Source organism: Bacillota bacterium (genome assembly GCA_013314855.1).
Classification (GTDB): Bacteria; Bacillota; Clostridia; order Acetivibrionales; family DUMC01; genus Ch48.
Genome location: JABUEW010000010.1, coordinates 1 through 22,303 on the forward strand (window position 1 = coordinate 1; position 22,303 = coordinate 22,303).

Annotated in this window: 21 protein-coding genes; all 21 read left to right on the forward strand. The window is 37.9% G+C overall.

The window, feature by feature from the left end:
• Positions 1 to 275: 275 nt before the first annotated feature.
• The 21 genes from HPY74_02720 to HPY74_02820 all read left to right on the forward strand — a co-directional run bounded on the left by HPY74_02720 (position 276) and on the right by HPY74_02820 (position 22,302).
• A protein-coding gene (locus HPY74_02720) for a peptide chain release factor 2 (protein ID NSW89590.1) occupies positions 276 to 1,398 on the forward strand; the annotation gives its coding sequence in 2 pieces (ribosomal slippage) (positions 276 to 350 and positions 352 to 1,398; 1,122 coding nt in all).
• Between the two features lie 33 nt (positions 1,399 to 1,431).
• The gene (gene larE / locus HPY74_02725; GenBank protein NSW89591.1) at positions 1,432 to 2,271 is read left to right on the forward strand and encodes an ATP-dependent sacrificial sulfur transferase LarE; all 840 of its coding nucleotides are present in this window, start codon (positions 1,432 to 1,434) and stop codon (positions 2,269 to 2,271) included.
• A 27-nt stretch (positions 2,272 to 2,298) separates the two neighbouring features.
• Entirely contained in the window at positions 2,299 to 3,171 is an 873-nt protein-coding gene (locus HPY74_02730; GenBank protein ID NSW89592.1) for a DUF2520 domain-containing protein, read from the forward strand.
• Between the two features lie 57 nt (positions 3,172 to 3,228).
• Positions 3,229 to 3,975 carry a nickel pincer cofactor biosynthesis protein LarB gene (gene larB / locus HPY74_02735; GenBank protein ID NSW89593.1) on the forward strand — a complete coding sequence of 249 codons (747 nt, stop codon included), beginning with the start codon at positions 3,229 to 3,231 and terminating at the stop codon, positions 3,973 to 3,975.
• Between the two features lie 96 nt (positions 3,976 to 4,071).
• Complete coding sequence (larC, locus tag HPY74_02740) at positions 4,072 to 5,274, forward strand: nickel pincer cofactor biosynthesis protein LarC (GenBank protein NSW89594.1); 1,203 nt, start codon at positions 4,072 to 4,074, stop codon at positions 5,272 to 5,274.
• 66 nt (positions 5,275 to 5,340) lie between these two features.
• Complete coding sequence (gene guaA / locus HPY74_02745) at positions 5,341 to 6,675, forward strand: glutamine-hydrolyzing GMP synthase (GenBank protein ID NSW89595.1); 1,335 nt, start codon at positions 5,341 to 5,343, stop codon at positions 6,673 to 6,675.
• Between the two features lie 59 nt (positions 6,676 to 6,734).
• Complete coding sequence (locus HPY74_02750; GenBank protein ID NSW89596.1) at positions 6,735 to 7,124, forward strand: YjbQ family protein; 390 nt, start codon at positions 6,735 to 6,737, stop codon at positions 7,122 to 7,124.
• A 202-nt stretch (positions 7,125 to 7,326) separates the two neighbouring features.
• Complete coding sequence (locus HPY74_02755; protein ID NSW89597.1) at positions 7,327 to 8,661, forward strand: NCS2 family permease; 1,335 nt, start codon at positions 7,327 to 7,329, stop codon at positions 8,659 to 8,661.
• A 226-nt stretch (positions 8,662 to 8,887) separates the two neighbouring features.
• Entirely contained in the window at positions 8,888 to 9,403 is a 516-nt protein-coding gene (purE, locus tag HPY74_02760; GenBank protein NSW89598.1) for a 5-(carboxyamino)imidazole ribonucleotide mutase, read from the forward strand.
• A gap of 54 nt (positions 9,404 to 9,457) precedes the next feature.
• Complete coding sequence (locus tag HPY74_02765; protein NSW89599.1) at positions 9,458 to 10,876, forward strand: amidophosphoribosyltransferase; 1,419 nt, start codon at positions 9,458 to 9,460, stop codon at positions 10,874 to 10,876.
• Entirely contained in the window at positions 10,863 to 11,885 is a 1,023-nt protein-coding gene (locus tag HPY74_02770; GenBank protein ID NSW89600.1) for a phosphoribosylformylglycinamidine cyclo-ligase, read from the forward strand. The genes HPY74_02765 and HPY74_02770 overlap by 14 nt, the downstream gene beginning before the upstream one ends.
• Positions 11,879 to 12,517 (forward strand): phosphoribosylglycinamide formyltransferase, encoded by a 639-nt coding sequence (locus HPY74_02775; GenBank protein ID NSW89601.1) that lies wholly within the window; start codon positions 11,879 to 11,881, stop codon positions 12,515 to 12,517. The genes HPY74_02770 and HPY74_02775 overlap by 7 nt, the downstream gene beginning before the upstream one ends.
• 54 nt (positions 12,518 to 12,571) lie before the next feature.
• Positions 12,572 to 14,137 (forward strand): bifunctional phosphoribosylaminoimidazolecarboxamide formyltransferase/IMP cyclohydrolase, encoded by a 1,566-nt coding sequence (gene purH, locus HPY74_02780; GenBank protein NSW89602.1) that lies wholly within the window; start codon positions 12,572 to 12,574, stop codon positions 14,135 to 14,137.
• Between the two features lie 66 nt (positions 14,138 to 14,203).
• Complete coding sequence (gene purD, locus HPY74_02785; GenBank protein NSW89603.1) at positions 14,204 to 15,463, forward strand: phosphoribosylamine--glycine ligase; 1,260 nt, start codon at positions 14,204 to 14,206, stop codon at positions 15,461 to 15,463.
• 36 nt (positions 15,464 to 15,499) lie between these two features.
• Entirely contained in the window at positions 15,500 to 16,117 is a 618-nt protein-coding gene (locus tag HPY74_02790) for a nicotinate-nucleotide adenylyltransferase (GenBank protein NSW89604.1), read from the forward strand.
• Positions 16,118 to 16,146: 29 nt separating this feature from the next.
• Entirely contained in the window at positions 16,147 to 16,734 is a 588-nt protein-coding gene (locus HPY74_02795) for an HD domain-containing protein (protein ID NSW89605.1), read from the forward strand.
• 109 nt (positions 16,735 to 16,843) lie between these two features.
• On the forward strand, positions 16,844 to 17,182 hold the full coding sequence (rsfS, locus tag HPY74_02800) for a ribosome silencing factor (protein NSW89606.1): 339 nt from the start codon (positions 16,844 to 16,846) through the stop codon (positions 17,180 to 17,182).
• A 65-nt stretch (positions 17,183 to 17,247) separates the two neighbouring features.
• Positions 17,248 to 19,767, forward strand: coding sequence for a leucine--tRNA ligase (locus HPY74_02805; GenBank protein NSW89607.1), 2,520 nt, complete (start codon positions 17,248 to 17,250; stop codon positions 19,765 to 19,767).
• A gap of 142 nt (positions 19,768 to 19,909) precedes the next feature.
• Positions 19,910 to 20,785: a N(4)-(beta-N-acetylglucosaminyl)-L-asparaginase gene (locus tag HPY74_02810; GenBank protein ID NSW89608.1), complete on the forward strand. Its 876-nt coding sequence runs from the start codon at positions 19,910 to 19,912 to the stop codon at positions 20,783 to 20,785.
• Positions 20,786 to 21,000: 215 nt separating this feature from the next.
• A complete protein-coding gene (locus HPY74_02815) occupies positions 21,001 to 21,825 on the forward strand; it encodes a hypothetical protein (GenBank protein ID NSW89609.1) in 825 nt (274 codons plus the stop codon).
• A gap of 306 nt (positions 21,826 to 22,131) precedes the next feature.
• Positions 22,132 to 22,302, forward strand: a complete 171-nt coding sequence (locus HPY74_02820) for a hypothetical protein (protein NSW89610.1) — start codon at positions 22,132 to 22,134, stop codon at positions 22,300 to 22,302.
• Position 22,303: the final 1 nt, after the last annotated feature.

The window sequence follows — 22,303 nt, forward strand, 5'->3', positions numbered from 1 at the left end:
GCAAATCAACTGTTCTAAGCAAAATAATTACATTGAAATATTATTAAATTCTATTCAAATTATTTTGCGAGTTTGATTTGCCCCGAAGTGAATTTACAGGCTCTTAAGACTTGGAGCATTTAGTTACTGGAAACATTTTCTTCATAAAAAGAAAATGCGCCTGGAGTAATAAGTCGGTTGACAAACAACTATATTCAATAGATAATAACAATATAAAATATTCAATATTCAATGATTAATATTTTATTAAAAAATTGGAAGGAATGATAGATAATATGCTTGAATTAGAGCAATTTAGATTGGAAATTGATGACTTGGCAGAAGAATTAAAGGAATTGAGGGATTCACTTTGATGTTCTCGGTATAAAAAATGAAATAGAGGAGCTTGAGCAAAAGGCTGCCGAACCTGAATTTTGGCGCAATATTGAAGCCAATCAAACGATTATGCAGAGAATAAAGGTATTAAAGTCCAAACTTGGTAGTTTAGAAAAATTGGAAAAAACTTTGCAGGATATACAAACACTAAATGAACTTGGTATTGAAGAAAATGATGCAAGTGTAGTAGAAGAAGTAAGGGAAGGGCTTAAAAAATTGAGGGAAGAAATTAGAACTTTAAGACTTGAAACTCTATTAAACGGACCTTACGATAAAAATAATGCTATAATGAGTTTACATGCAGGCGCAGGTGGAACGGAAGCCCAGGACTGGGTACAGATGCTTTTAAGGATGTATACCCGTTGGGCGGAAAATAAAGGCTACACTGTGAAAATCCTTGATTATCTGGAAGGTGACGAAGCAGGAATAAAAAGTATTACTATCCATGTTATAGGAGAAAATGCATATGGATTTCTAAAATCGGAAAAGGGTGTACACAGGTTGGTCAGAATATCCCCTTTCGATGCTTCAGGACGTAGACATACTTCTTTTGCTTCTGTAGATGTGATGCCTGAATTGGATGAGGATATACAAATCGACATAAACCCTGACGATTTGCGTATAGATACTTATCGTTCCAGCGGAGCGGGAGGACAACATGTTAATAAGACTGAGTCGGCCATAAGAATTACTCATATTCCTACAGGGATTGTGGTCTCATGCCAGAATGAGCGTTCTCAATTTCAAAACAGGGAAACTGCTATGAAAATGCTTAGGGCAAAGCTGTTTGAATTAAAAGAACGGGAGCAAAAGGAGAAAATAGAGGACCTCAAAGGTGTTCAAATGAAAATTGAATGGGGTAGTCAGATAAGGTCGTATGTTTTTTGTCCTTATACCCTTGTAAAAGACCATCGGACCGACTATGAGGAAGGTAATGTCAATTCGGTTATGGATGGAGAAATTGACGGATTTATTAATGCTTACCTTGTAGGAAGTATTAATAGAAATATTAATAAAGGATGAATATTTATGAACACTACGAATCACATTGAAAATATGCTTATCGGAAATCAGGCTAATAATAAAGAGCTTAACAATAAATTGAATAAGCTAATATCTATTTTAAGAGAGAAAGCTGCCCTGGCTATAGCATTTTCAGGTGGTGTAGATAGTACGTTTCTTCTTAAAGTGGCCCAGGACACTTTAAAAGATAATGTTATAGCTGTTACGGCAAAGTGGCCTATTCATTCCGAAAGAGAATTTAAAGAAGCTGTAGATTTTGTGAAACAGTTAAATGTAAGACATATAATTTTGAAATCAGATAGTATTGATGATATAGAAGGGTTTTCTCAAAATCCTGAAAACAGGTGTTATTTGTGCAAAAGGGAGATTTTTAAAAAAATTAAAGAGGTTGCAAAGAAAAATGGCTTTATACATGTTGCCGATGGCTCCAATATTGATGACCTTAAGGATTACAGGCCGGGTATTGTTGCTTTAAAGGAGTTGGGTATTATAAGCCCATTAAGAGATGCGGGTTTAACGAAAAGCGACATAAGGGAGCTATCCAGAGAGACAGGCCTTCCTACATGGAATAAGCCGGCTTTTGCATGTCTTGCTTCCAGGATACCTTATGGACACGAAATTACAAAAGAAAAATTGGAAATAATTGACAAGTCGGAGCAATTTCTGATTGATTCAGGATTCAAACAAGTGAGGGTACGACATCACGGGGATATAGCACGGATTGAGGTATCTGCAGAAGAACGGAGCAATTTCTTTAATCCTGGATTTATGGATGAAGTTCATTACAAGCTTAAACAATATGGATTTAAGTATATAACCCTTGATTTAATGGGTTACAGGACCGGAAGTTTAAATGATGGGGTAAAAAAATAAATTAGTATAAAAAAAGCAGGTATGGATATGGATATGGGTATAGGGATTATTGGATTAGGCAAATTAGGGTGTTCTCTGGCTGTTGGTTTAAAAAAGGAGGGCTATATAATCTCAGGTCTGTATAGTAAATCTGCCGATTCAGTGAAGTTTGCAAATGCCAAGCTGGACACAAATTTTGAAAACAGCCTGGTTGATACTGTAGAGAAGTCTGAAATAGTGTTTATTACCGTACCCGATTCCAGCATTGTAAATGTAGTCATGGAAATATCATCCGGTTTAAGCCGGGAAAGTATTTGCAACAAGGTATTTATTCATTGCAGTGGGGCATTATCAAGTCATGTATTGGAGTTATTAGAAGAAAAAGGTGCGTATACAGGTTCTCTCCACCCTGTACAGACTTTTGCCGATAAAGAAACGGGATGGAAGGGGTTATACGGTATATATTACGGATTTGAAGGCAACAATAGGGCTTATGAAATTATAAAGCCCATAATATTATCATTTAAGGGGAAAGTTTTGAATATTAATGAGAAATACAAGTCTCTCTACCATGCTGCTGCGTGTATTGTGTCGAATTATTTTGTAACACTGGCATATATTGCAGGCCACTTATTTGAGAGCATTGGGGCAGAATCTGATGAAGGAATCAAAGCCCTTAAGCCGTTAATTGAAAAAACATTATATAATATAGATTCTCTGGGCCCTGTAAATGCGCTTACGGGTCCGATTTCCAGAGGCGATATTGAGACTGTTGCAGGTCATATTGAAGCAATAAAAGAAAAAAATCCGGAAATATTGGATGTCTACAAAGCTTTAGGTAGAATTACGGTAGAGATTGGGTTGGAAAAGGGTACTATACATGATGAACAGGCAGAGTTATTAAAGAGGTTATTGGACTGATGAGTAACTGATGAGTAATAGCAGGTATTATGAAAAGATGGCCTTGGAGTGATGTTGATGAATTCTGAAAGTTTAAGAAATTTACTTGAAAATGTAAAGTCCGGAAAGGTATCTATTCAAGATGCCTTAAACCACTTGAAGAAACTGCCTTTTGAGGATTTGGGTTTTGCAAAAGTCGATTACCATAGAAATTTGAGGACCGGGTATCCTGAAGTTGTATTTTGCCTGGGAAAAACCGTTGACCAAGTAAAATCAATTATCATGAAGCTGATGAAGCAAGACAACAACATTATGGCTACCAGGGCTACGCGGGAAATTTATGACGGAATTAGTGAAATTGCTGAAGATGCATTATACTATGAGACTGCAAGAATAGTGGTTGTTAAAAGAAGGGAGCTTGTTGTATCTGAAAAGATTATTGCAGTTGTCAGTGCAGGGACTTCGGATTTGCCCGTAGCTGAAGAAGCTGCTGTTACAGCAGAGATTATGGGGAATAAGGTTGAAAGAATATATGATGTAGGCGTTGCAGGGCTTCATAGGCTGCTTGCAAATATTGATGCTTTGTTTAGAGCAAATGTGCTTGTTGTAGTTGCAGGGATGGAAGGTGCCCTTGCCAGCGTTGTGGGAGGTATGGTTGATAAACCTGTTATTGCAGTACCTACCAGTATAGGGTATGGGGCAAACTTTGGCGGACTTTCAGCCCTTTTAACAATGCTTAACAGCTGTGCTGCCGGAATAGGGGTGGTTAATATTGATAATGGCTTCGGGGCAGGTTATTTGGCTAGTATGATTAATAGGCTTTAATAGGCTTTAACCTGCAGGTTGCATTGAAATTTTTGCTTGTAAATTTTTGCTTATATTTGCTTATAATAAACTAATGGGTTATGGAGGTAGAGTTTAATGAAAGTATTGTTTTTTGACTGTTTTTCCGGTATCAGCGGAGATATGGCCTTAGGTGCGCTCCTTGACCTTGGCATAAATGAAAAGGTTTTCCGGAGAGAACTAGAGAAACTTAACCTGACAGGATACAGAGTGGAAATTGAGAAGAAGCAAAAAAGCGGAATATACGGGACGGATGTGACTGTTATTGTTGAAGATGATGAACATGACCTTTATTCCCATACAGCCTGTAATTTGACCGACATTGAACTGCTGATTGATAAAAGTGACCTGAAGCAAAAGGTAAAAGATTTCAGCAAAAAGGTATTCAGAGAAATTGCCAGGGCTGAAGCAAAAGTACATAATAAAGGTATAAACGAGGTACATTTCCATGAAGTAGGGGCTGTGGATTCTATTGTAGACATAGTGGGCACGGCAATATGTATTGACTTACTAGGTGTAGATAAAGTATTTTCGTCTCCTTTATATGACGGGAAAGGCTTTATAGAGTGCCAACACGGTATAATACCTGTACCTGTACCTGCCGTAATGGAAATGCTGTCAGGAAGTAATATACCCCTTATAACTACAGATATAAATACTGAACTTGTAACACCAACGGGTATGGGGCTAATTAAATGCCTGGCATTAGATTTCGGCAATATGCCTGCAATGATTATTGACCGTATAGGTTACGGAATGGGAAAAAGGGAGATAGGAAGACTAAATGCTCTTAGAGTTGTTCTGGGTGATTTATTGGAAGAGAAGTTTATAGAAGAAAAATGTGAGATGGATGAGATATTAATACTTGAGACAAACATTGATGATATAAGTCCTGAAATATTAGGGTATACCTTGGAGCAATTGATGAATAACGGTGCTTTAGATGCTTATTATATTCCTGTATATATGAAAAAGAACCGACCAGGCGTATTGCTTACTGTCCTTGGGAAAATAGAAGATGAGGACAAGCTGATTGATATTGTATTTAGAGAAACATCCACCCTTGGGATACGGAGGAGCATTACACGGAGATATTGTATGGATAGGGAAATACGCCATATAGAGACGCAATATGGCAAGATAAGGGTAAAAATTGCTACAAAAGGAGAATCAAAGAAAATATCTCCTGAATATGAAGATTGTAAGGAGATAGCAAAAAGAAACGGTATTCCCTTAAGGGAAGTGTATAATCTTGTATACAGCCGCTACTACCATAATTAGATTGTTGACATTGAATAAAGAAATAGTGAAGGAGATAATGTTATGGGAAATAATATGGTTGATAATATGAATAACAATATGAATAACATAATAAATAAAGAAACGGTTAATAAATCAAACTATGAATTAATTCTTGTTATAAGTGATGAACTTCAGGTAAGCCAGGTTGCAGCAAGAATGACAAGAGAAATGGGAATATACAGTGAAGTGCTCATCTATAGTGATAGAGTGGAGGGAACAAAAAAAGAGGCAAAAGCAAAGAAAATAATAGGGGAAATAAAGGATAAAAGCCCCAAGGGGGTTATATTTGTCGGTAGAAATGATGGCAGCAGGAATCTTTTGCTGTTTAATGAAATCTCCAGCCTGGGTATACCTGTATTAAAAACCGATAAACCGGATAAAGATACAGTGCAAAATTTTCTTTTTAATAGTTGCAAGTGCCAAGGCACTTGGAATATGAAGGTTTTTGTTGAAAATGCCATAAAAGAGATAAGGAATAAGGTAGGAAACAGAAGGGTATTCTGTGCTCTTTCCGGAGGCGTGGATTCGTCTGTTGCAGCCGTATTAGTCCATAAAGCAGTCGGAAAGCAACTTACCTGTATATTTGTCGACCACGGCTTACTAAGAAAATATGAAGCATCCCAGGTGGAAGAGGTTTTTAGAAACCAGTTTGATATTAATCTTGCTAAAGTAGATGCAGAAGATAGATTTTTGGAAAAACTCAAAGGGGTAAGGGACCCTGAAAAGAAAAGGAAGATTATTGGCGAAGAATTTATTAGAGTGTTTGAAGAAGAAGCCAAAAAGATTGGTGAAGTTGATTTCCTTGTACAGGGTACCATTTATCCTGATATTATAGAAAGCGGTATAGGAAACAAGGGAGTTGTAAAAAGCCATCATAATGTGGGCGGATTGCCTGAGAAAATAGAGTTTGAGGGAATAATTGAACCTTTGAAATACCTCTTTAAGGATGAAGTTAGAAAAGTTGGAGAGGAACTAGGTATTCCAGCCAATATAGTATGGAGGCAGCCGTTCCCCGGACCTGGACTTGCTGTAAGAATTATTGGAGAGGTAACAAAAGAAAAATTGGATATACTTAGAGATGCAGACTATATATTTAGAGAGGAAATTGCAAAGGCTGGGCTTGATAGAGAATTAAGCCAGTATTTTGCAGTTTTAACCGATATGCGCAGTGTTGGTGTACGAGACGGTAAAAGGACTTATGATTATACAATAGCCCTAAGAGCTATAAAAACTAAAGATTTTATGACAGTAGACTGGGTAAGGCTTCCTTATGATATATTGGCGGAAACGGTATATAGGATTGTCAATGAAGTAGGCCATGTTAACAGGGTGGTCTACGACATAACGGCTAAACCTCCGGCAACCGTAGAGTGGGAATGAATTACAGGCGCCCGGAAATTTACTGCATTGCCTGGAGTAACATGGACAGGAGGTTGCATATGCAAAGCATAAGTATAAGGACACCAGGCAGGACTGCCATGGTGGATATAACCGCAAAAGTAGAAGAAATTGTAAGTAAAAGCGGTGTAAAATCAGGTATATGTATGATATTTGTACCCCATACCACTGCCGGCATAACAATTAACGAAAATGCAGACCCTGATGTTGTGTCGGATATACTAAAGGAAATGAATAAAATAGTGCCTTTTAATGATAATTATGCTCATTTGGAAGGAAATTCGGCAGCCCATATAAAAGCCAGCATATTTGGTTTTTCACAGCAGTTGATTATTGAGGAAGGCAGGCTGGCCCTCGGCACATGGCAGGGAATATACTTCTGTGAATTTGACGGCCCCCGGAATAGACAGGTGTATGTAAAGATAATGTGAGGATTAATTTCCTGATTGACAAACAGTAGATAAATTTGATAGTATATTTTTGGGGATTCAAGCAAGGCAGTCTACGCAATACCGGGTTGGTTCTACCAACCCGTTTTAAATTTTCAATTAAATACAGTTTTAATCATTGCACTTAAATCATTTAATTAAGGTACAATTCAGCGCCAATTATATTAAGGAGGTTAAATTTATGATGGAAAGGCTTTTTAAACTTAAGGAAAACGGCACAAATGTAAGGACGGAAATTATTGCAGGTGTTACAACTTTTATGACAATGGCATACATTTTAATTGTAAATCCTGCCATATTATCAGATGCAGGCATGGATAGAGGCGCTGTTTTTACAGCTACTGCCCTTTCATCTGCAATAGCTACCATACTAATGGCGTTTTTGGCCAATTATCCCATTGCGCTGGCTTCAGGTATGGGACTTAATGCGTATTTTGCATATGTTGTTGTTCTTAGCATGGGTTATTCCTGGCAGATTGCCCTTACAGCTGTATTTATTGAAGGTATAATATTTGTTATTTTAACGATGTTTAAGTTCAGAGAAGCAATAGTTAACTCTATACCGATAAACCTGAAATACGGAATTACCGTTGGGATAGGCCTGTTTATTACATTTATTGGTTTTCAGAATACAGGCATTATTGTGAATAATGATGCAACTCTTGTAGGACTTGGAGATCTTAAAAGTTTAACAGTTATTCTGGCAATTATAGGAATAATATTAACAGCTTTTTTGGTACATAAAAAAATAAAAGGAGCGCTTCTCTGGGGTATTCTGGCAACTTATGTTTTAGGTATAATATGCCAATTTACAGGCCTTTATGTTGTAGATGCAGCAGCAGGAAGATATAGCCTTATCCCTGATAAGATAATTTCCTTACCGCCATCATTAGTATCGATATTCCTTAAGTTTGATTTCAGTGGTGCTCTTGCATTAGGAGTAAATTTCCTTGTTGTAATGTTTGCATTCCTTTTTGTAGATTTGTTTGACACGGTAGGCACGCTAATAGGTGTAGCAAGTAAGGCAAATTTACTGGATAAAGACGGTAAACTGCCAAGGGCGAAACAGGCGCTTATGTCAGATGCAATAGGTACAGTAGTGGGTGCAAGCCTTGGTACATCTACAGTAACCAGTTACATTGAGAGTTCAGCAGGTGTGGCTGAAGGAGGAAGAACAGGCTTGACAGCTCTTACGACAGGGCTTTTGATGATTATAGCATTAATATTTTCTCCTATTCTTACAATAATACCTTCTTTTGCAACTGCACCTGCGCTGGTAATTGTTGGACTTTTTATGGCTTCAGCCATTGTAAAAATTGATTTTAGCGAGGACTTTACAGAAGCTCTTCCAGCCTTCCTTGCAATGATTATAATGCCGCTTACTTACAGCATTGCTGACGGTATAATGTTTGGAATTGTTTCATGGTTTATACTGAAGATAGTTTCAGGAAGAATTAAGCAAATACACCCGGTTGTTTATGTGTTGGTTATTTTGTTTATCTTAAAAATTGTGGCATAAAATTGTGGCATAAATATTTTATTTTAATGGCCTGCTTGAAATGACGGAGCCAGGTTCTGCTTAATAATAAATACCGGGCTCTGTCCTAACCCCGCTTTTAAAATTATCCGCCATTAAAATGATGGATATTATAAGAGGTAGAAATATTCAACAATAATATTATATAAATTTTAAAAGTTAAAATTCATATGTATATACCTTTAATATATATATTGGAGGTTTAAAAATGAAAGTAAATGGACAAAAAGTTGCTGTTATAATGGGAAGCGATTCGGATTTTCCTGTTATCAAAAAGTGCATTGCTATACTTAAAGAGTTTGGGGTTGAATATGAGGTTATGGTTTGTTCCGCTCACCGGACTCCCGACAAAGCGGCGGAATTCGCGAAAAGGGCTGAAGAACAAGGGGTTAGCGTTATTATTGCCGCAGCAGGAAAGGCAGCTCACCTACCGGGTGTACTGGCAGCTTACACACCATTACCGGTAATAGGAATACCCATAAAATCTTCCACCATGGACGGGCTTGATTCCCTGTTGTCTATTGTACAGATGCCTTCCGGTATTCCGGTAGCTACCGTTGCAATAGACGGAGCTGAAAATGCGGCACTGTTAGCACTGCAAATATTATCAACTGCCAATAAAGAGTTAAGAGCAAAGATAAGGGAGTATAAAGGGAAATTAGCTGCAAAAGTTGAAGAAAAAAATGCTGAACTTCAGGAAACACTTTGTAAAGAAGGTTTATAGGGTATTTGTTGTTGTTAATGAATTGGCTATTGGTTATTAAAGTTAGGAGGTTTTATGGAATACGATATTTATGAGAACAAGCTGAATGAAGAATGTGGGGTATTTGGTATATACAGTAAGGATCATCTTGATGTGGCAAAACTAACCTATTACGGTTTATTTGCCCTTCAGCACAGGGGGCAGGAAAGCACAGGTATTGCAGTTAATGATGCAGGCACTATAATATACTATAAAGATATAGGGTTGGTCTCAGAAGTATTTAACGATACTATACTTGAGCATTTGAAGGGAGAAATGGCAATAGGCCATGTTAGATATACAGCGGATGTTAAAGATTACAGGGAAAACATCCAGCCGATTGTTATAAAGTATAAGGAGGGACAGTTGGCCTTAGCTTATAACGGCACTCTTGTAAATGCAAATCAAGTAAGAAGCGATATGGAGGAAAAAGGAGCAATATTCCAGACCAATAATGATGCGGAAATAATAGCCAACCTCATATCCAGGTACAGAATTTCCAGCGGCAGTATTGAAGAGTCATTAATTAAAACAATGAAGGATATTAAGGGCGCTTACGCCTTTGTAGTTTTAACTCCCCATAAACTTATAGGGATAAGGGATTCATTGGGTATAAAACCTTTATGCATAGGTATGATAAACAACTCATATGTATTTTCTTCTGAGTCTTGTGCCCTGGATGCCGTAGGAGCGGAATTTACCAGGGATGTAAATCCCGGTGAAATAGTTGTAATTGATGAGAACGGAATTAGATCTATCCAAACGGAAGTACCTGGAGAGTCCAGGCTTTGTATCTTCGAATTTGTATATTTTGCCAGGCATGACAGCTATATAGATGGAGTCAGTGTATATGAAGCAAGACTGGAAGCAGGAAGAAGACTCGCTATTGAACATCCGGTAGATGCGGATATTGTTATAGGAGCTCCCGACAGCGGTCTTATTGCAGCAATGGGTTTTTCCAGGCAGTCAGGCATACCCTATGGAACAGGGCTTATAAAAAATAGGTATGTAGGCAGGACTTTTATAAGGCCTGGCCAAGAGCAAAGGGAAATTGCAGTAAAAATTAAGTTTAATGCAATACGGAGCGAAATAGAAGGAAAAAGGATTGTGATGGTAGACGATTCTATAGTTAGAGGAACCACCACAAAAGCTATTGTACAGATGCTGAAAAGTGCCGGAGCCAGGGAAGTGCATATAAGGGTAAGTTCACCCCCTTATAGATTTCCATGCTACTACGGTATTGATACTCCTTCTAGAGAGCAACTGATGGCATCAACTTATTCCCTGGAAGAAATAAGGAATATTATAGGAGCGGACAGTTTGGAGTACTTGAGCTTGGAAGGGTTGATGAAAACACCTATAGGCTCAAAATGTAATTTCTGTTGTGCATGTTTTAACGGAGAGTATCCTATTGAAATACCTTGTAGAGGAGAGGATTCAAATGCTGACATATAAAGATGCAGGTGTGGATATTGAAGCCGGTTACGAAGCAGTAAGGCTTATGAAAAACCATGTCAGAAAGACTTTCCGGCCTGAAGTCTTGACTGATATTGGAGGATTTGGCGGGTTATTCGCTTTAAATAAAGACAAATATAAAGAACCGGTCCTTGTTTCAGGTACTGACGGAGTAGGGACTAAGCTAAAAATTGCCTTTCTTATGAATAAACATGATACAGTTGGAATTGACTGTGTGGCCATGTGTGTTAATGATGTAGTATGCAGCGGCGCAGAACCCTTATTTTTCTTGGACTACATTGCCCTTGGGAAAAATCGCCCCGAAAAAGTAGCAGATATTGTAAAAGGTGTTTCAGAGGGATGTTTACTGGCAGGATGCGCCTTAGTTGGAGGAGAAACAGCAGAAATGCCGGGATTTTACATGGATGAAGAATATGATATAGCCGGTTTTGCTGTAGGCATTGTTGACAGGGAAAATATTATTGACGGGAGAGATATAAAGACAGGGGACAAGCTTATAGGTCTTGCATCTTCAGGATTACACAGTAATGGTTTTTCCCTGGTAAGAAAGCTCCTAAACCCTAACGAAGAAAAGCTTCATGAATATGTCGAAGTTTTAAAAACAACCTTGGGAGAAGAGTTATTAAAACCTACCAAAATATATGTAAAAGTAATTCTGGATTTAATTTCAAAGTTTAAAATAAAAGGAATATGCCATATAACGGGAGGAGGATTCTTTGAAAACATACCAAGAATGCTTCCTGAGGGTTTTAGAGCAAGGATTGAAAAGGAGACCTGGCCTGTTCCGCCAATCTTTAGTCTTCTTCAAAATATTGGAAATATTGAAGAGAAGGATATGTTTAATACATTTAACATGGGGATTGGGATGATTTTGGCGGTTGATAGAAGTATAGCTCATGAAATAACAGATTATCTTAACAGTGAAACAAAACAGTCATATATAATAGGTGAAGTGGTTGAGGGCGAATCCGGGGTGGAATTATGTTGAGGATGGGAGTTATGGTATCCGGAGGCGGCACTAATTTACAGGCTATAATTGATAAAATAGAATCCGGGTACCTGGAAAACTGCTCTATTGTTACAGTAGTGTCCAGCAGGAAGGATGCATTTGCTCTTAAAAGGGCTGAAAAGTATAATATACCTGCTGTGTGCATACTACGTAAAAACTATAATACATTAGAGCAGTATGATGAAGCCCTTATTGCCCATTTGAAGAAATATGATGTTGATTTAGTAGTTATGGCAGGCTATTTATCCATAGTTGGTGAGAAGTTTGTTAATGAATTTGCCGGCAGGATAATAAATGTCCATCCTTCATTAATTCCGGCCTTTTGCGGTAAAGGGTATTACGGTATTATACCTCATCAAAAGGCCTTAGAATATGGGGTTAAAGTAACGGGAGCTACCGTACATTTTGTGACCCTTGAGCCTGATTCAGGACCTATCATATTGCAGAAGGCAGTATATATTGAAGAGGATGATACTCCTGAAACCCTACAAAAAAGGGTAATGGAAGAGGCGGAATGGGAGATACTGCCAAAGGCAATAAAGCTTTTCTCTGAAGGCAGGCTTGTTATTGAGGGTAGGAGAGTTCACATACTAAAGAAAGGTTCTAACTAAAAGAAAAAATAGAAAAAAATAGGCAAAAAGCTGGAGGAAAAGGAGTGAAATATGATGATTAAACGTGCACTGATAAGTGTATCAAATAAGAACGGTATAGTAGAGTTTGCAAGAGCGTTGGAGCAGTCAGGTATAGAAATAATCTCGACAGGGGGGACAGCCAAGGCATTAAGTGATGCAGGGATAAAAGTGATTAATGTTTCCGACATTACAGGTTTCCCGGAATGCCTTGATGGAAGAGTAAAGACTTTACACCCTAAAATACACGGGGGGCTTCTTGCTATAAGGGATAACCCGGAACATATGAGACAGATTAAGGAGCTTGGAATAGATCCCATCGATATGGTAGTAATAAACCTCTATCCGTTTAAAGAGACGATCCTCAAAGAAAACACGACTCTTGAAGAAGCAATCGAAAACATTGACATTGGCGGACCTACGATGCTCAGGGCTGCTGCAAAAAATTACCAGGATGTTGTAGTTGTTGTTGATCCGGCAGACTACCAGTTGGTTTTAGATGAGATAAAGCAGTCAGGTGATGTCAGCTTTAAGACCAAGTTTAGACTTGCTTGCAAGGTTTTTGAACATACAAGCCATTATGACGCATTGATAGCCGGTTACTTAAGGAAGAAAGTCTTTGAAGATAGTATCTGTGGGAAAATAAATGTTTTCCCTGATACTCTTACACTAACCTTTGAAAAAGTCCAGGATATGAGATACGGGGAAAATCCCCATCAACAAGCAGTCTTTTATAAAGAGGTTGGAGTAAATGAAGGCTGTCTTGTCAACGCCCGTCAACTTCATGGGAAAGAGCTTTCTTTTAACAATATAAACGATACAAACGGGGCCCTGGATTTGCTTAAAGAATTTGATGAGCCAACAGTTGTTGTGGTAAAGCACGCAAACCCTTGTGGAGTAGGCAGTGCGGAAAATATCTATGAAGCTTACCTTAAAGCATATGAGGCCGATCCTGTTTCCATATTTGGCGGTATTGTTGCCGCAAACAGAGAAATTGATGCTAAAACAGCCGAAGAAATTAACAAAATATTTGTAGAGATTGTTATAGCACCGTCATACAGTAAGGAAGCCTTTGGCATTTTAACTCAAAAGAAAAACATAAGAATATTGGAATTGGATAGTATTTCACAAAAACTTTCAAAGAGTGCTTATGATATGAAAAAGGTATCCGGAGGGCTTTTGGTGCAGGAATATAATAATGAATTAATTAATATGGACGAGATTAAATATGTTACAAATAAAAAACCTGATGAAAAACAAATGGAAGATTTAATTTTTGCTTTGAAAGTTGTTAAGCATACAAAATCCAATGCCATAGTGGTAGCAAAAAATAAACAGACAGTAGGTATTGGCCCAGGCCAGGCTAACAGAGTTACTTCTGTTAAAATTGCCCTTGATTATGCAAAAGAAAAGGCAAAAGGTGCAGTACTGGCATCAGACGCATTTTTCCCCTTTTCGGATTGGGTAGAAATGGCAGCTTTGGCTGGCATAACGGCTGTTATACAACCGGGAGGCTCTTTAAGAGACCAGGAATCTATTGACAACTGCAATGAAAAGGGTATAGCAATGATATTTACAGGGATGAGACATTTCAAGCACTGATGGTAGTGTCAAATAAGAAATGAAAGCTGACGCGAAGCTGACGTGAAATGAGGTGGGAGGTAGAAAATGAGAGTACTTGTTGTTGGCGGTGGAGGCAGGGAACATGCTCTAGTATGGAAGATAGCTCAAAATCCTTCGGTAAAGGGAATATACTGTGCGCCAGGTAACGGTGGAATATCAAGAATTGCTAAGTGTCTTCCTATAAAAGCCATGGATATTAAAGGAATAGTTGATTTTTCAGTGGAGAATAAGATCGATTTGGTTGTAGTTTCACCGGATGACCCTTTGGGTGCAGGTATGGTAGATGCTCTGCAGGCTGCGGGAATAAGAGCTTTTGGACCTGTGAAGGACGCAGCAATTATTGAGTCCAGTAAATCTTTTGCAAAGAATCTTATGAAAAAGTATGGTATTCCAACTGCAGAGTATGAGGTGTATGATAATCCTAATGATGCATTGAAACATTTGGGACATCGCAAATATCCCCTTGTAATAAAAGCAGATGGCCTTGCAGCAGGGAAGGGAGTTATAATCGCCGATACTTATGACCTGGCTGTTAAAGCTATACATGAAATTATGGAGGAAAAAATTTTCGGCGAGGCTGGAAACAGAATAATAATTGAGGAGTTCCTGGCAGGGAAAGAAGTAACCGTATTGGCTTTTACCGATGGAAAAACACTAGTCCCAATGGTTAGTTCACAGGACCACAAAAAGGCATATGATTATGATTTAGGTCCAAATACAGGAGGAATGGGTGCATTTTCGCCAAGTAAATATTATGACGATGAAATGGCAAAAATTTGTATGAATACAATATTTATGCCAACCATTGAAGCAATGAATAAGGAAGGGCATGTATTCAAAGGAGTGTTGTACTTTGGCCTTATGCTTACTGATTATGGCCCAAAGGTACTGGAATACAATGCAAGGTTTGGGGATCCCGAAGCCCAGGTTATATTGCCTAGGCTTAAAAACGATATCGTAGAAATATTTAATGCAATAATAGATGAGAAACTGGATACAATTGACATAGAATGGGATTACAGGGCTACGGCATGCATAATTGCCGCGTCCGATGGTTACCCTGGAACATACCGCACAGGCTATGAGATAAATGGTATAGAGGAAGCAGAAAAAGAAGAAGGTGTCATAATTTTTCATGCAGGGACAAAATATGAAAATGGAAGATATTATACAACCGGAGGACGCGTTCTTGGGGTTACCGCCCTGGATCATAACCTTGAAATGGCTGTAAATAGGGCATATAGGGGAATATCAAAAATTCATTTTAACGGTATGCACTATAGGAAAGATATTGGAATAAAGTAATTAGTAATTAGTGTCAATAGAAGAGAAGTGTTTATTATGAATAAGCAGTATAAAAAAATCGGTATTTCGGGAGGGACATTCGACCCAATACACTACGGCCACCTGGTAATAGCCGAAGAGGCAAGAGAAACCCTTGAATTGGAGAAAATAATATTTATACCTTCCGGTAATCCTCCCCATAAAGTTGGTTGTGGCGTAACACCTGCTGAATACAGGTATGAAATGGTACATAGGGCAATAGGAAGTAACCCTTTTTTTGAAGTGTCTGCAATTGAAATAGAAAGAGAAGGTTATTCATATACGGTAGACACTCTTAATAAATTGAGAGGAATGTATGGGGAGGATACCGTACTTTACTTTATAACCGGTGCGGATGTAATACCTGAACTGACCACCTGGAAACAGTTTGAACAAATATTTGAAATGTGCGAATTTGTTGCGGCACTGAGGCCGGGTTACAATAAAGAGGCTTTAATTAAGGAAATAGAACTCTTAAAAAATAACTATATGGCCAAAATACATATAATGGATACTCTGTTAATCGGAATATCATCTACAATAATACGTGAAAGGGTTAGAGGGAATAGATCAATAAAATACCTTGTCCCGGAAAAAGTAGAAGAATATATTAGGGAAAAAAGACTATACAGGTAAAAAATACAGGCAAAAACAGGTGAAAAATTGTGACATTAGAAGAAATAAAAGAGAAACTAAAGAAAAATATTAAACCTGAGAGGTATATACATTCAATAAATGTGATGAATACTGCATCAGACCTTGCCGGCTATTACAGCGTGGATAAAAGAAAGGCGGAGGTGGCCGGCATTTTGCATGATTGCGCACGGGATTTTCAAAAGGAGAATATGTATGAGCTCTGTAGAGAGTTTGGTATTGAAATTGATGAAATAAAAAAAAGACAGCCGGAGCTTTTACATGGGCCGGTTGGTGCATATATTGCCGAAGCTGACTATGGTATTAAAGACGAGGCAATATTGGAGGCAATAAGGGTCCATACTACCGGCAAAGAAAATATGAGCATGTTGGAAAAGATAATATTCATTTCCGATTATATAGAACCGGGGAGAAAATTTCCAGGTGTTAATAATATTAGGGAGTGGGCGCTAAAAGATATTGATAGAGCTATGGTGTTTGCTTTTGACAGTACTATAAGATATGTGCTTGAAAAGGGAACACTGCTGCATCCTGATACAGTCAGTGCTAGAAATTATATCATAATGCATTCTGTAAGATGGCATAGAAGTCCGGACTAAAAAGAAAATTTTATTTAACAAAATTGTTTATTTAATGTATAATAAGGATTAAAATATAGGATATAGAAAAAATTATTAATATTGATTTTTGTCTGGAGGTTGAGAATTATTGGAAAGTGCTGTTCTGGTTGAAAAAATGGCCGAAATATTAAAAGAAAAAAAAGCAAGGGACATTGATATCATAGATATTACTAACGTTACTATTCTTGCAGATTACTTTATAATATGCTCGGGAACTTCTACTATTCATATAAAAACCCTTGCTGATGAGCTAGATTTAAAATTAAGGGAGTTGGGTATTCTTCTGCATCATATGGAAGGGTATGAGAGCGCACGATGGATATTGATGGATTATGGAAACGTGATAGTCCATATTTTTCATGAAGAAGAAAGAAGATTTTATAACCTTGAGAGATTGTGGGCTGATGGAATAATGATAAGAAAATAGGCAACACATTCTGCCAATATAGAGATACCAATATAGATATAAACTGTAGTTGGAGGTATGAACCAATGAATTACAATTTTAAAGAAATTGAAAAAAAGTGGCAAAAAAAGTGGTTGGATGAAAAGGTTTTTAAGACGGAAAAGTCTCAAAAACCGAAATATTATGTACTTGAAATGTTTCCTTATCCTTCAGGCAAGCTTCATATGGGACATGTGAGGAATTATTCAATAGGTGATGTAGTTGCCAGGTTTAAAAGAATGGAAGGATATAATGTTCTTCACCCTATGGGATGGGATGCCTTTGGACTTCCTGCCGAAAATGCGGCTATAAAAAATAATGTGCCTCCTGATAGCTGGACACGCTCAAATATTGACAACATGCGAAAACAACTTAAAGAGTTGGGAATAAGTTATGACTGGGACAGGGAGGTTACTACCTGTCAACCCGATTATTATAAATGGACACAATGGATGTTTCTGCAAATGTATAAAAATGGCCTTGCATACAAGAAAAAGGCCAATGTTAATTGGTGCTCTTCCTGTGCCACTGTACTTGCCAATGAACAGGTGGTAAATGGCAAATGTGAACGGTGCCATACTGAAGTTGGGAAAAAAGACTTGGAACAATGGTTTTTCAGGATAACCAAATATGCCCAAAGGTTGCTGGATGATATTGAAAGGTTGGAAGGATGGCCTGAAAAGGTAAAGGTCATGCAGCAAAACTGGATAGGAAAGAGTGAAGGCGTAGAAGTGGAATTTATGATAGAAGGTATGGACAAAGCGGTGAGAATTTACACCACTAGGCCTGATACCATCTATGGTGTTACTTATATGGTTATGGCACCCGAGCACGAAATGGTAAAGGATATAATAAAAAGTATGCCCCAGGAGAGGGAATGCCTGGAATTTATTGAGCATACACAACTCATGAATGAAATCACAAGGACTTCCGAAGAAACTGAAAAAGAAGGGGTTTTTACAGGGAGGTATGTAATTAATCCTTTGAATGGAGATAGAGTTCCTTTATACCTTGGCAATTACGTACTTGCAGAGTATGGTACAGGTGTTGTTATGGCAGTGCCTGCTCATGATGAACGAGATTTCAAATTTGCCAAAAAATACGGACTACCAATAAAAGTTGTAATTCAACCAGAAGGAAAAGAACTGGACCCGGATACAATGAAAGAAGCCTTTGTTGATGTAGGCTATCTGGTAAACTCTGGTATGTTCAACGGTATAAGAAGTGACGAAGCTATTTTAAAAATAATTGAATATATTGAAGAAAAGGGATATGGTGAGAGAAAAGTCAATTATAAAATAAGAGATTGGCTTATTTCCAGGCAGAGGTATTGGGGGGCACCAATTCCAATTATTTATTGTGAAGACTGCGGAATAGTACCTGTGCCTGAAGAAGATTTACCTGTAATCCTCCCTATAGATGTTACTTTTACAAAGAAAGGAGAGTCTCCTCTTTTAAAAGATAAAGCTTTCTTGGATGCAAACTGTCCTAAGTGCGGTAAAAAAGGCAGAAGGGAAACGGATACAATGGATACATTTGTATGCTCCTCCTGGTATTTCTTAAGGTACTGTGACCCTTGCAATACTGAAATGCCTTTTAAGAAAGAAAGTGTTGATTATTGGATGCCCGTTGACCAGTATATAGGTGGGGTTGAGCATGCAATCCTCCATCTTCTCTATTCAAGATTCTTTATGAAGGCACTGTATGATATGGGCTATGTGTCATATGACGAACCTTTTATCAATCTTTTGACACAGGGTATGGTGTTGAAGGATGGAGCTAAAATGTCTAAATCTTTAGGCAATGTTGTGAGCCCCGAAGAAATTATTGAAAAGTATGGTGCAGACACGGCCCGGTTATTCATCCTCTTTGCCTCTCCACCTGAAAAGGATCTGGAATGGAGCGAACAGGGAGTCGAAGGTTGTTACCGGTTTATAAACAGGGTATGGAGAATAGTGAATGAATGTAGGTATGTATTTGGCAAGGGGGATGTAAAAGAAGGAATAACTAAAGCCGAATTATGTAAATTAACTAGAGAAGACCCTAAATTTAAATTAACTAAAGAAGACAGGGAGTTAAGATATGCTATAAATTACGCTATTAAAAAAGTAACTGAAGATATTCGGGAAAGGTTTAACTTTAATACGGCTATAAGCGCCGTCATGGAGCTCGTGAATGCTCTGTATGCCTATAAAGATAAAGTGGACGATAGTTTGAAAAATCATTATATTTTGAAAGAAGCAATAGAAAACTTAATTATTCTGTTAGCGCCTTTTATTCCTCATATTACAGAGGAGCTTTGGACATCCATAGGGAAAGATGACAGCGTGCACAGCCAAAAATGGCCTTCTTATGATGCCGATGCCCTTGTAAAAGATGAGGTTGAAATAGTTATACAAATAAACGGTAGGGTTAGGGATAGAATAATGATTCCTGCAGGGTTAAGCTATGAAGAAACCAGGGAAGAGGCTATGAAAACCCAGAAAGTGAAAGATTTGCTTGACGGCAAGGATGTCGCCAAGGTCATTGTAGTTCCCGGCAAACTGGTTAATATTGTTGTGAAATAGAAGTTGAGTGCTTACCAAAACAGAGGATGTGAAGAGGAGTTGCCTGTTTCACATCCTTTCTACGTATGACGAGTCTTGGGTCATTAAAAGTAATTGTAATGTTTAAGCATAGACAGTTAGTTGTAAAAGGAGGTTTTTAATAATGACGTGGTCCATTATTGCTACATGGAAATTTTCAATAACGGGAGTTACTGCTGCTGCAAAATTGATTGAGGAAGGGGGGAACTCTCTTGATGCAGTAGAGAAAGTTGCAAGATATGTTGAAGATGATCCTTCTGTGGAGTCAGTAGGATATGGTGGAATACCTAATATTGAAGGTGAAATTGAGCTTGATGCTGCAATTATGGACGGCGAAGACCTTTCAATAGGTGCTGTCATGGGCGTTAAGGGATATAAAAATCCAATCAGCATAGCCCGAAAAGTTCTTACGGATACTCCCTGCAATATCCTTGTAGGACAGGGAGCGGAAGATTTCGCAGCCAGGAAGGGATTTGAAAAGACAATTCTTCTCAATAATAAAAGTATTGAAATCTGGCTAAAAAAGAAGAGTGAATTAAAAGCAGGAAATAAGGAGGTTGCAGGTCACGATACTGTAGGGATCGTTGCTCTCGATACTTTCGGAAAGATGGCAAGTGGCACTTCAACCAGCGGAACAGGTATGAAGTATAGAGGAAGGGTAGGGGACAGCCCTTTGGTAGGATCCGGCTTTTATGTTGATAATTATATAGGTGGAGCAGCTGCAACAGGTCTTGGAGAAGATATAATGAAATGCTGTACCTGCTTTTATGCTGTAGAGTTAATGAGGGAAGGATGTAATCCCCAGGAAGCCGCAGAACTGGCAGTAAAGAGAACACATAAAAGAATATTTGAAAAAAGCGGGAGTGTAGGCAATATTGCTGTTGTATGTGCGGACAACAAAGGTAATTTTGGTGGGGCTGCAAACCATAACGGATTTGAATATGTTGCAGCTTCGGATAAATGTTTGCCTAAGATATACGTAGTTACATCGGTAGTATAACTAATTACTGCTATCTATTATCTTATCTCTAAAATTTAAAGCATTTCCCAATGAAAGATATAAAAGCCGTTAAACCGTACTGATTATTTTTTCTGCATACGAGAAGGTTTGGAAAAGCTTGCCTAAGTTAATATTTTTTAAGAAGGAGATAGGAGTTAGGAATTATATGTATGTATATGAAAAACGAAACAGTTTGATAAAGGAGATGCTATGTTATGCTGCCAACAGTTAACTTTTTTGGTCATGAAATTAGTAGGCTTATAGTGGGTGGAAACCCATTTTCCGGACATATGTATGTCCCGTGGATTTCCAGTGATGAGGTTCTTGATTATTATACAGCCGATCGGATTGTTGAAACTTTTTTCCATGCTGAAGAATTAGGTTATAAAACCAGTCTTTTATTATCTGACGATTTTACTTTGCGAGTTTTACGTCAATATCGCAATAGTGGTGGAAAAATGAACTGGATTGCCCAGACTCATCCGCCCGTTATGCTGAAAGCAAATCTAATGGGGATCATGAAGCAAAATCCCATTGCCATTTTCCATCAGGGGACAATGACGGATAATTTGGTTGAAGCCGGTAAAATTGAAGAATTGAAAGATAATATTAAAATGATTAAAGAAACAGGTAAGCCTACCGGAATAAGTACTCATGTGCCGGAAACAATAATAAGAGCAGAAGAAGAAAACTGGGGGGCTGATTTCTACATGGCCTGTGTCCATAATTTACGTAAATATAATAGATATCAAAGTTCTTTCATAACCGGAAAAACTCTAAACCATACCTTTTATAAAGAGGATCGCCAGGAAATGTTTAATGTAATTAAAAAGGTTGAAAAACCATGTATTGCCTTCAAAATTCTTTCAGGCGGTCACCTGGCAGTAACACCCGAAACACTGGAGGGTGCGTTTAGAGAAACTTATGAAAATATAAAACCTTATGATGTTGCAGTAGTAGGTATATTTCAAAAATATAAAGACCAATTAAAGGAAAATGCAGAAATTGTAAGTAGGGTGCTTTCAGAGCTTTTAGTATAATCAATCACTGGAACCAGTATTTTTTTGAAACAAGATAAAAGACCTTTGAAATCCCCTACGAAAAGCTATAGTATGGCTTGATAACAGATCCACTTGCGAGGCGGAAGAAATAAAGAGCGTATTTGGTACAGAAGAGGTATATAGAATAACAGGCCAACCTGAAGTAACTGCTTACCTGGCCTGCAACAAAAATATTATGGTTAAGGAAAAATGAAAAGTGCGTTTATGAAAAAACAAGTAAGTATGTCCTTGTTGAAGATTATTTAAATTTTAAACTGAAATATGCTTTTAGCAGGGTGGTCTTCAGTGGATATTGCACCTGCAAAAAAGGTATCTTTACAGGGTCAATACCATGAAAGAATATCCGAAGGTGTACATGACCCTATCTTTGCTACTGCACTTGCTATTGAATCTAAAAGTACAGAAGGTTCATCTTTGGATCAAGCAATTATGATATGCGGCATTTACTTCAAATAAT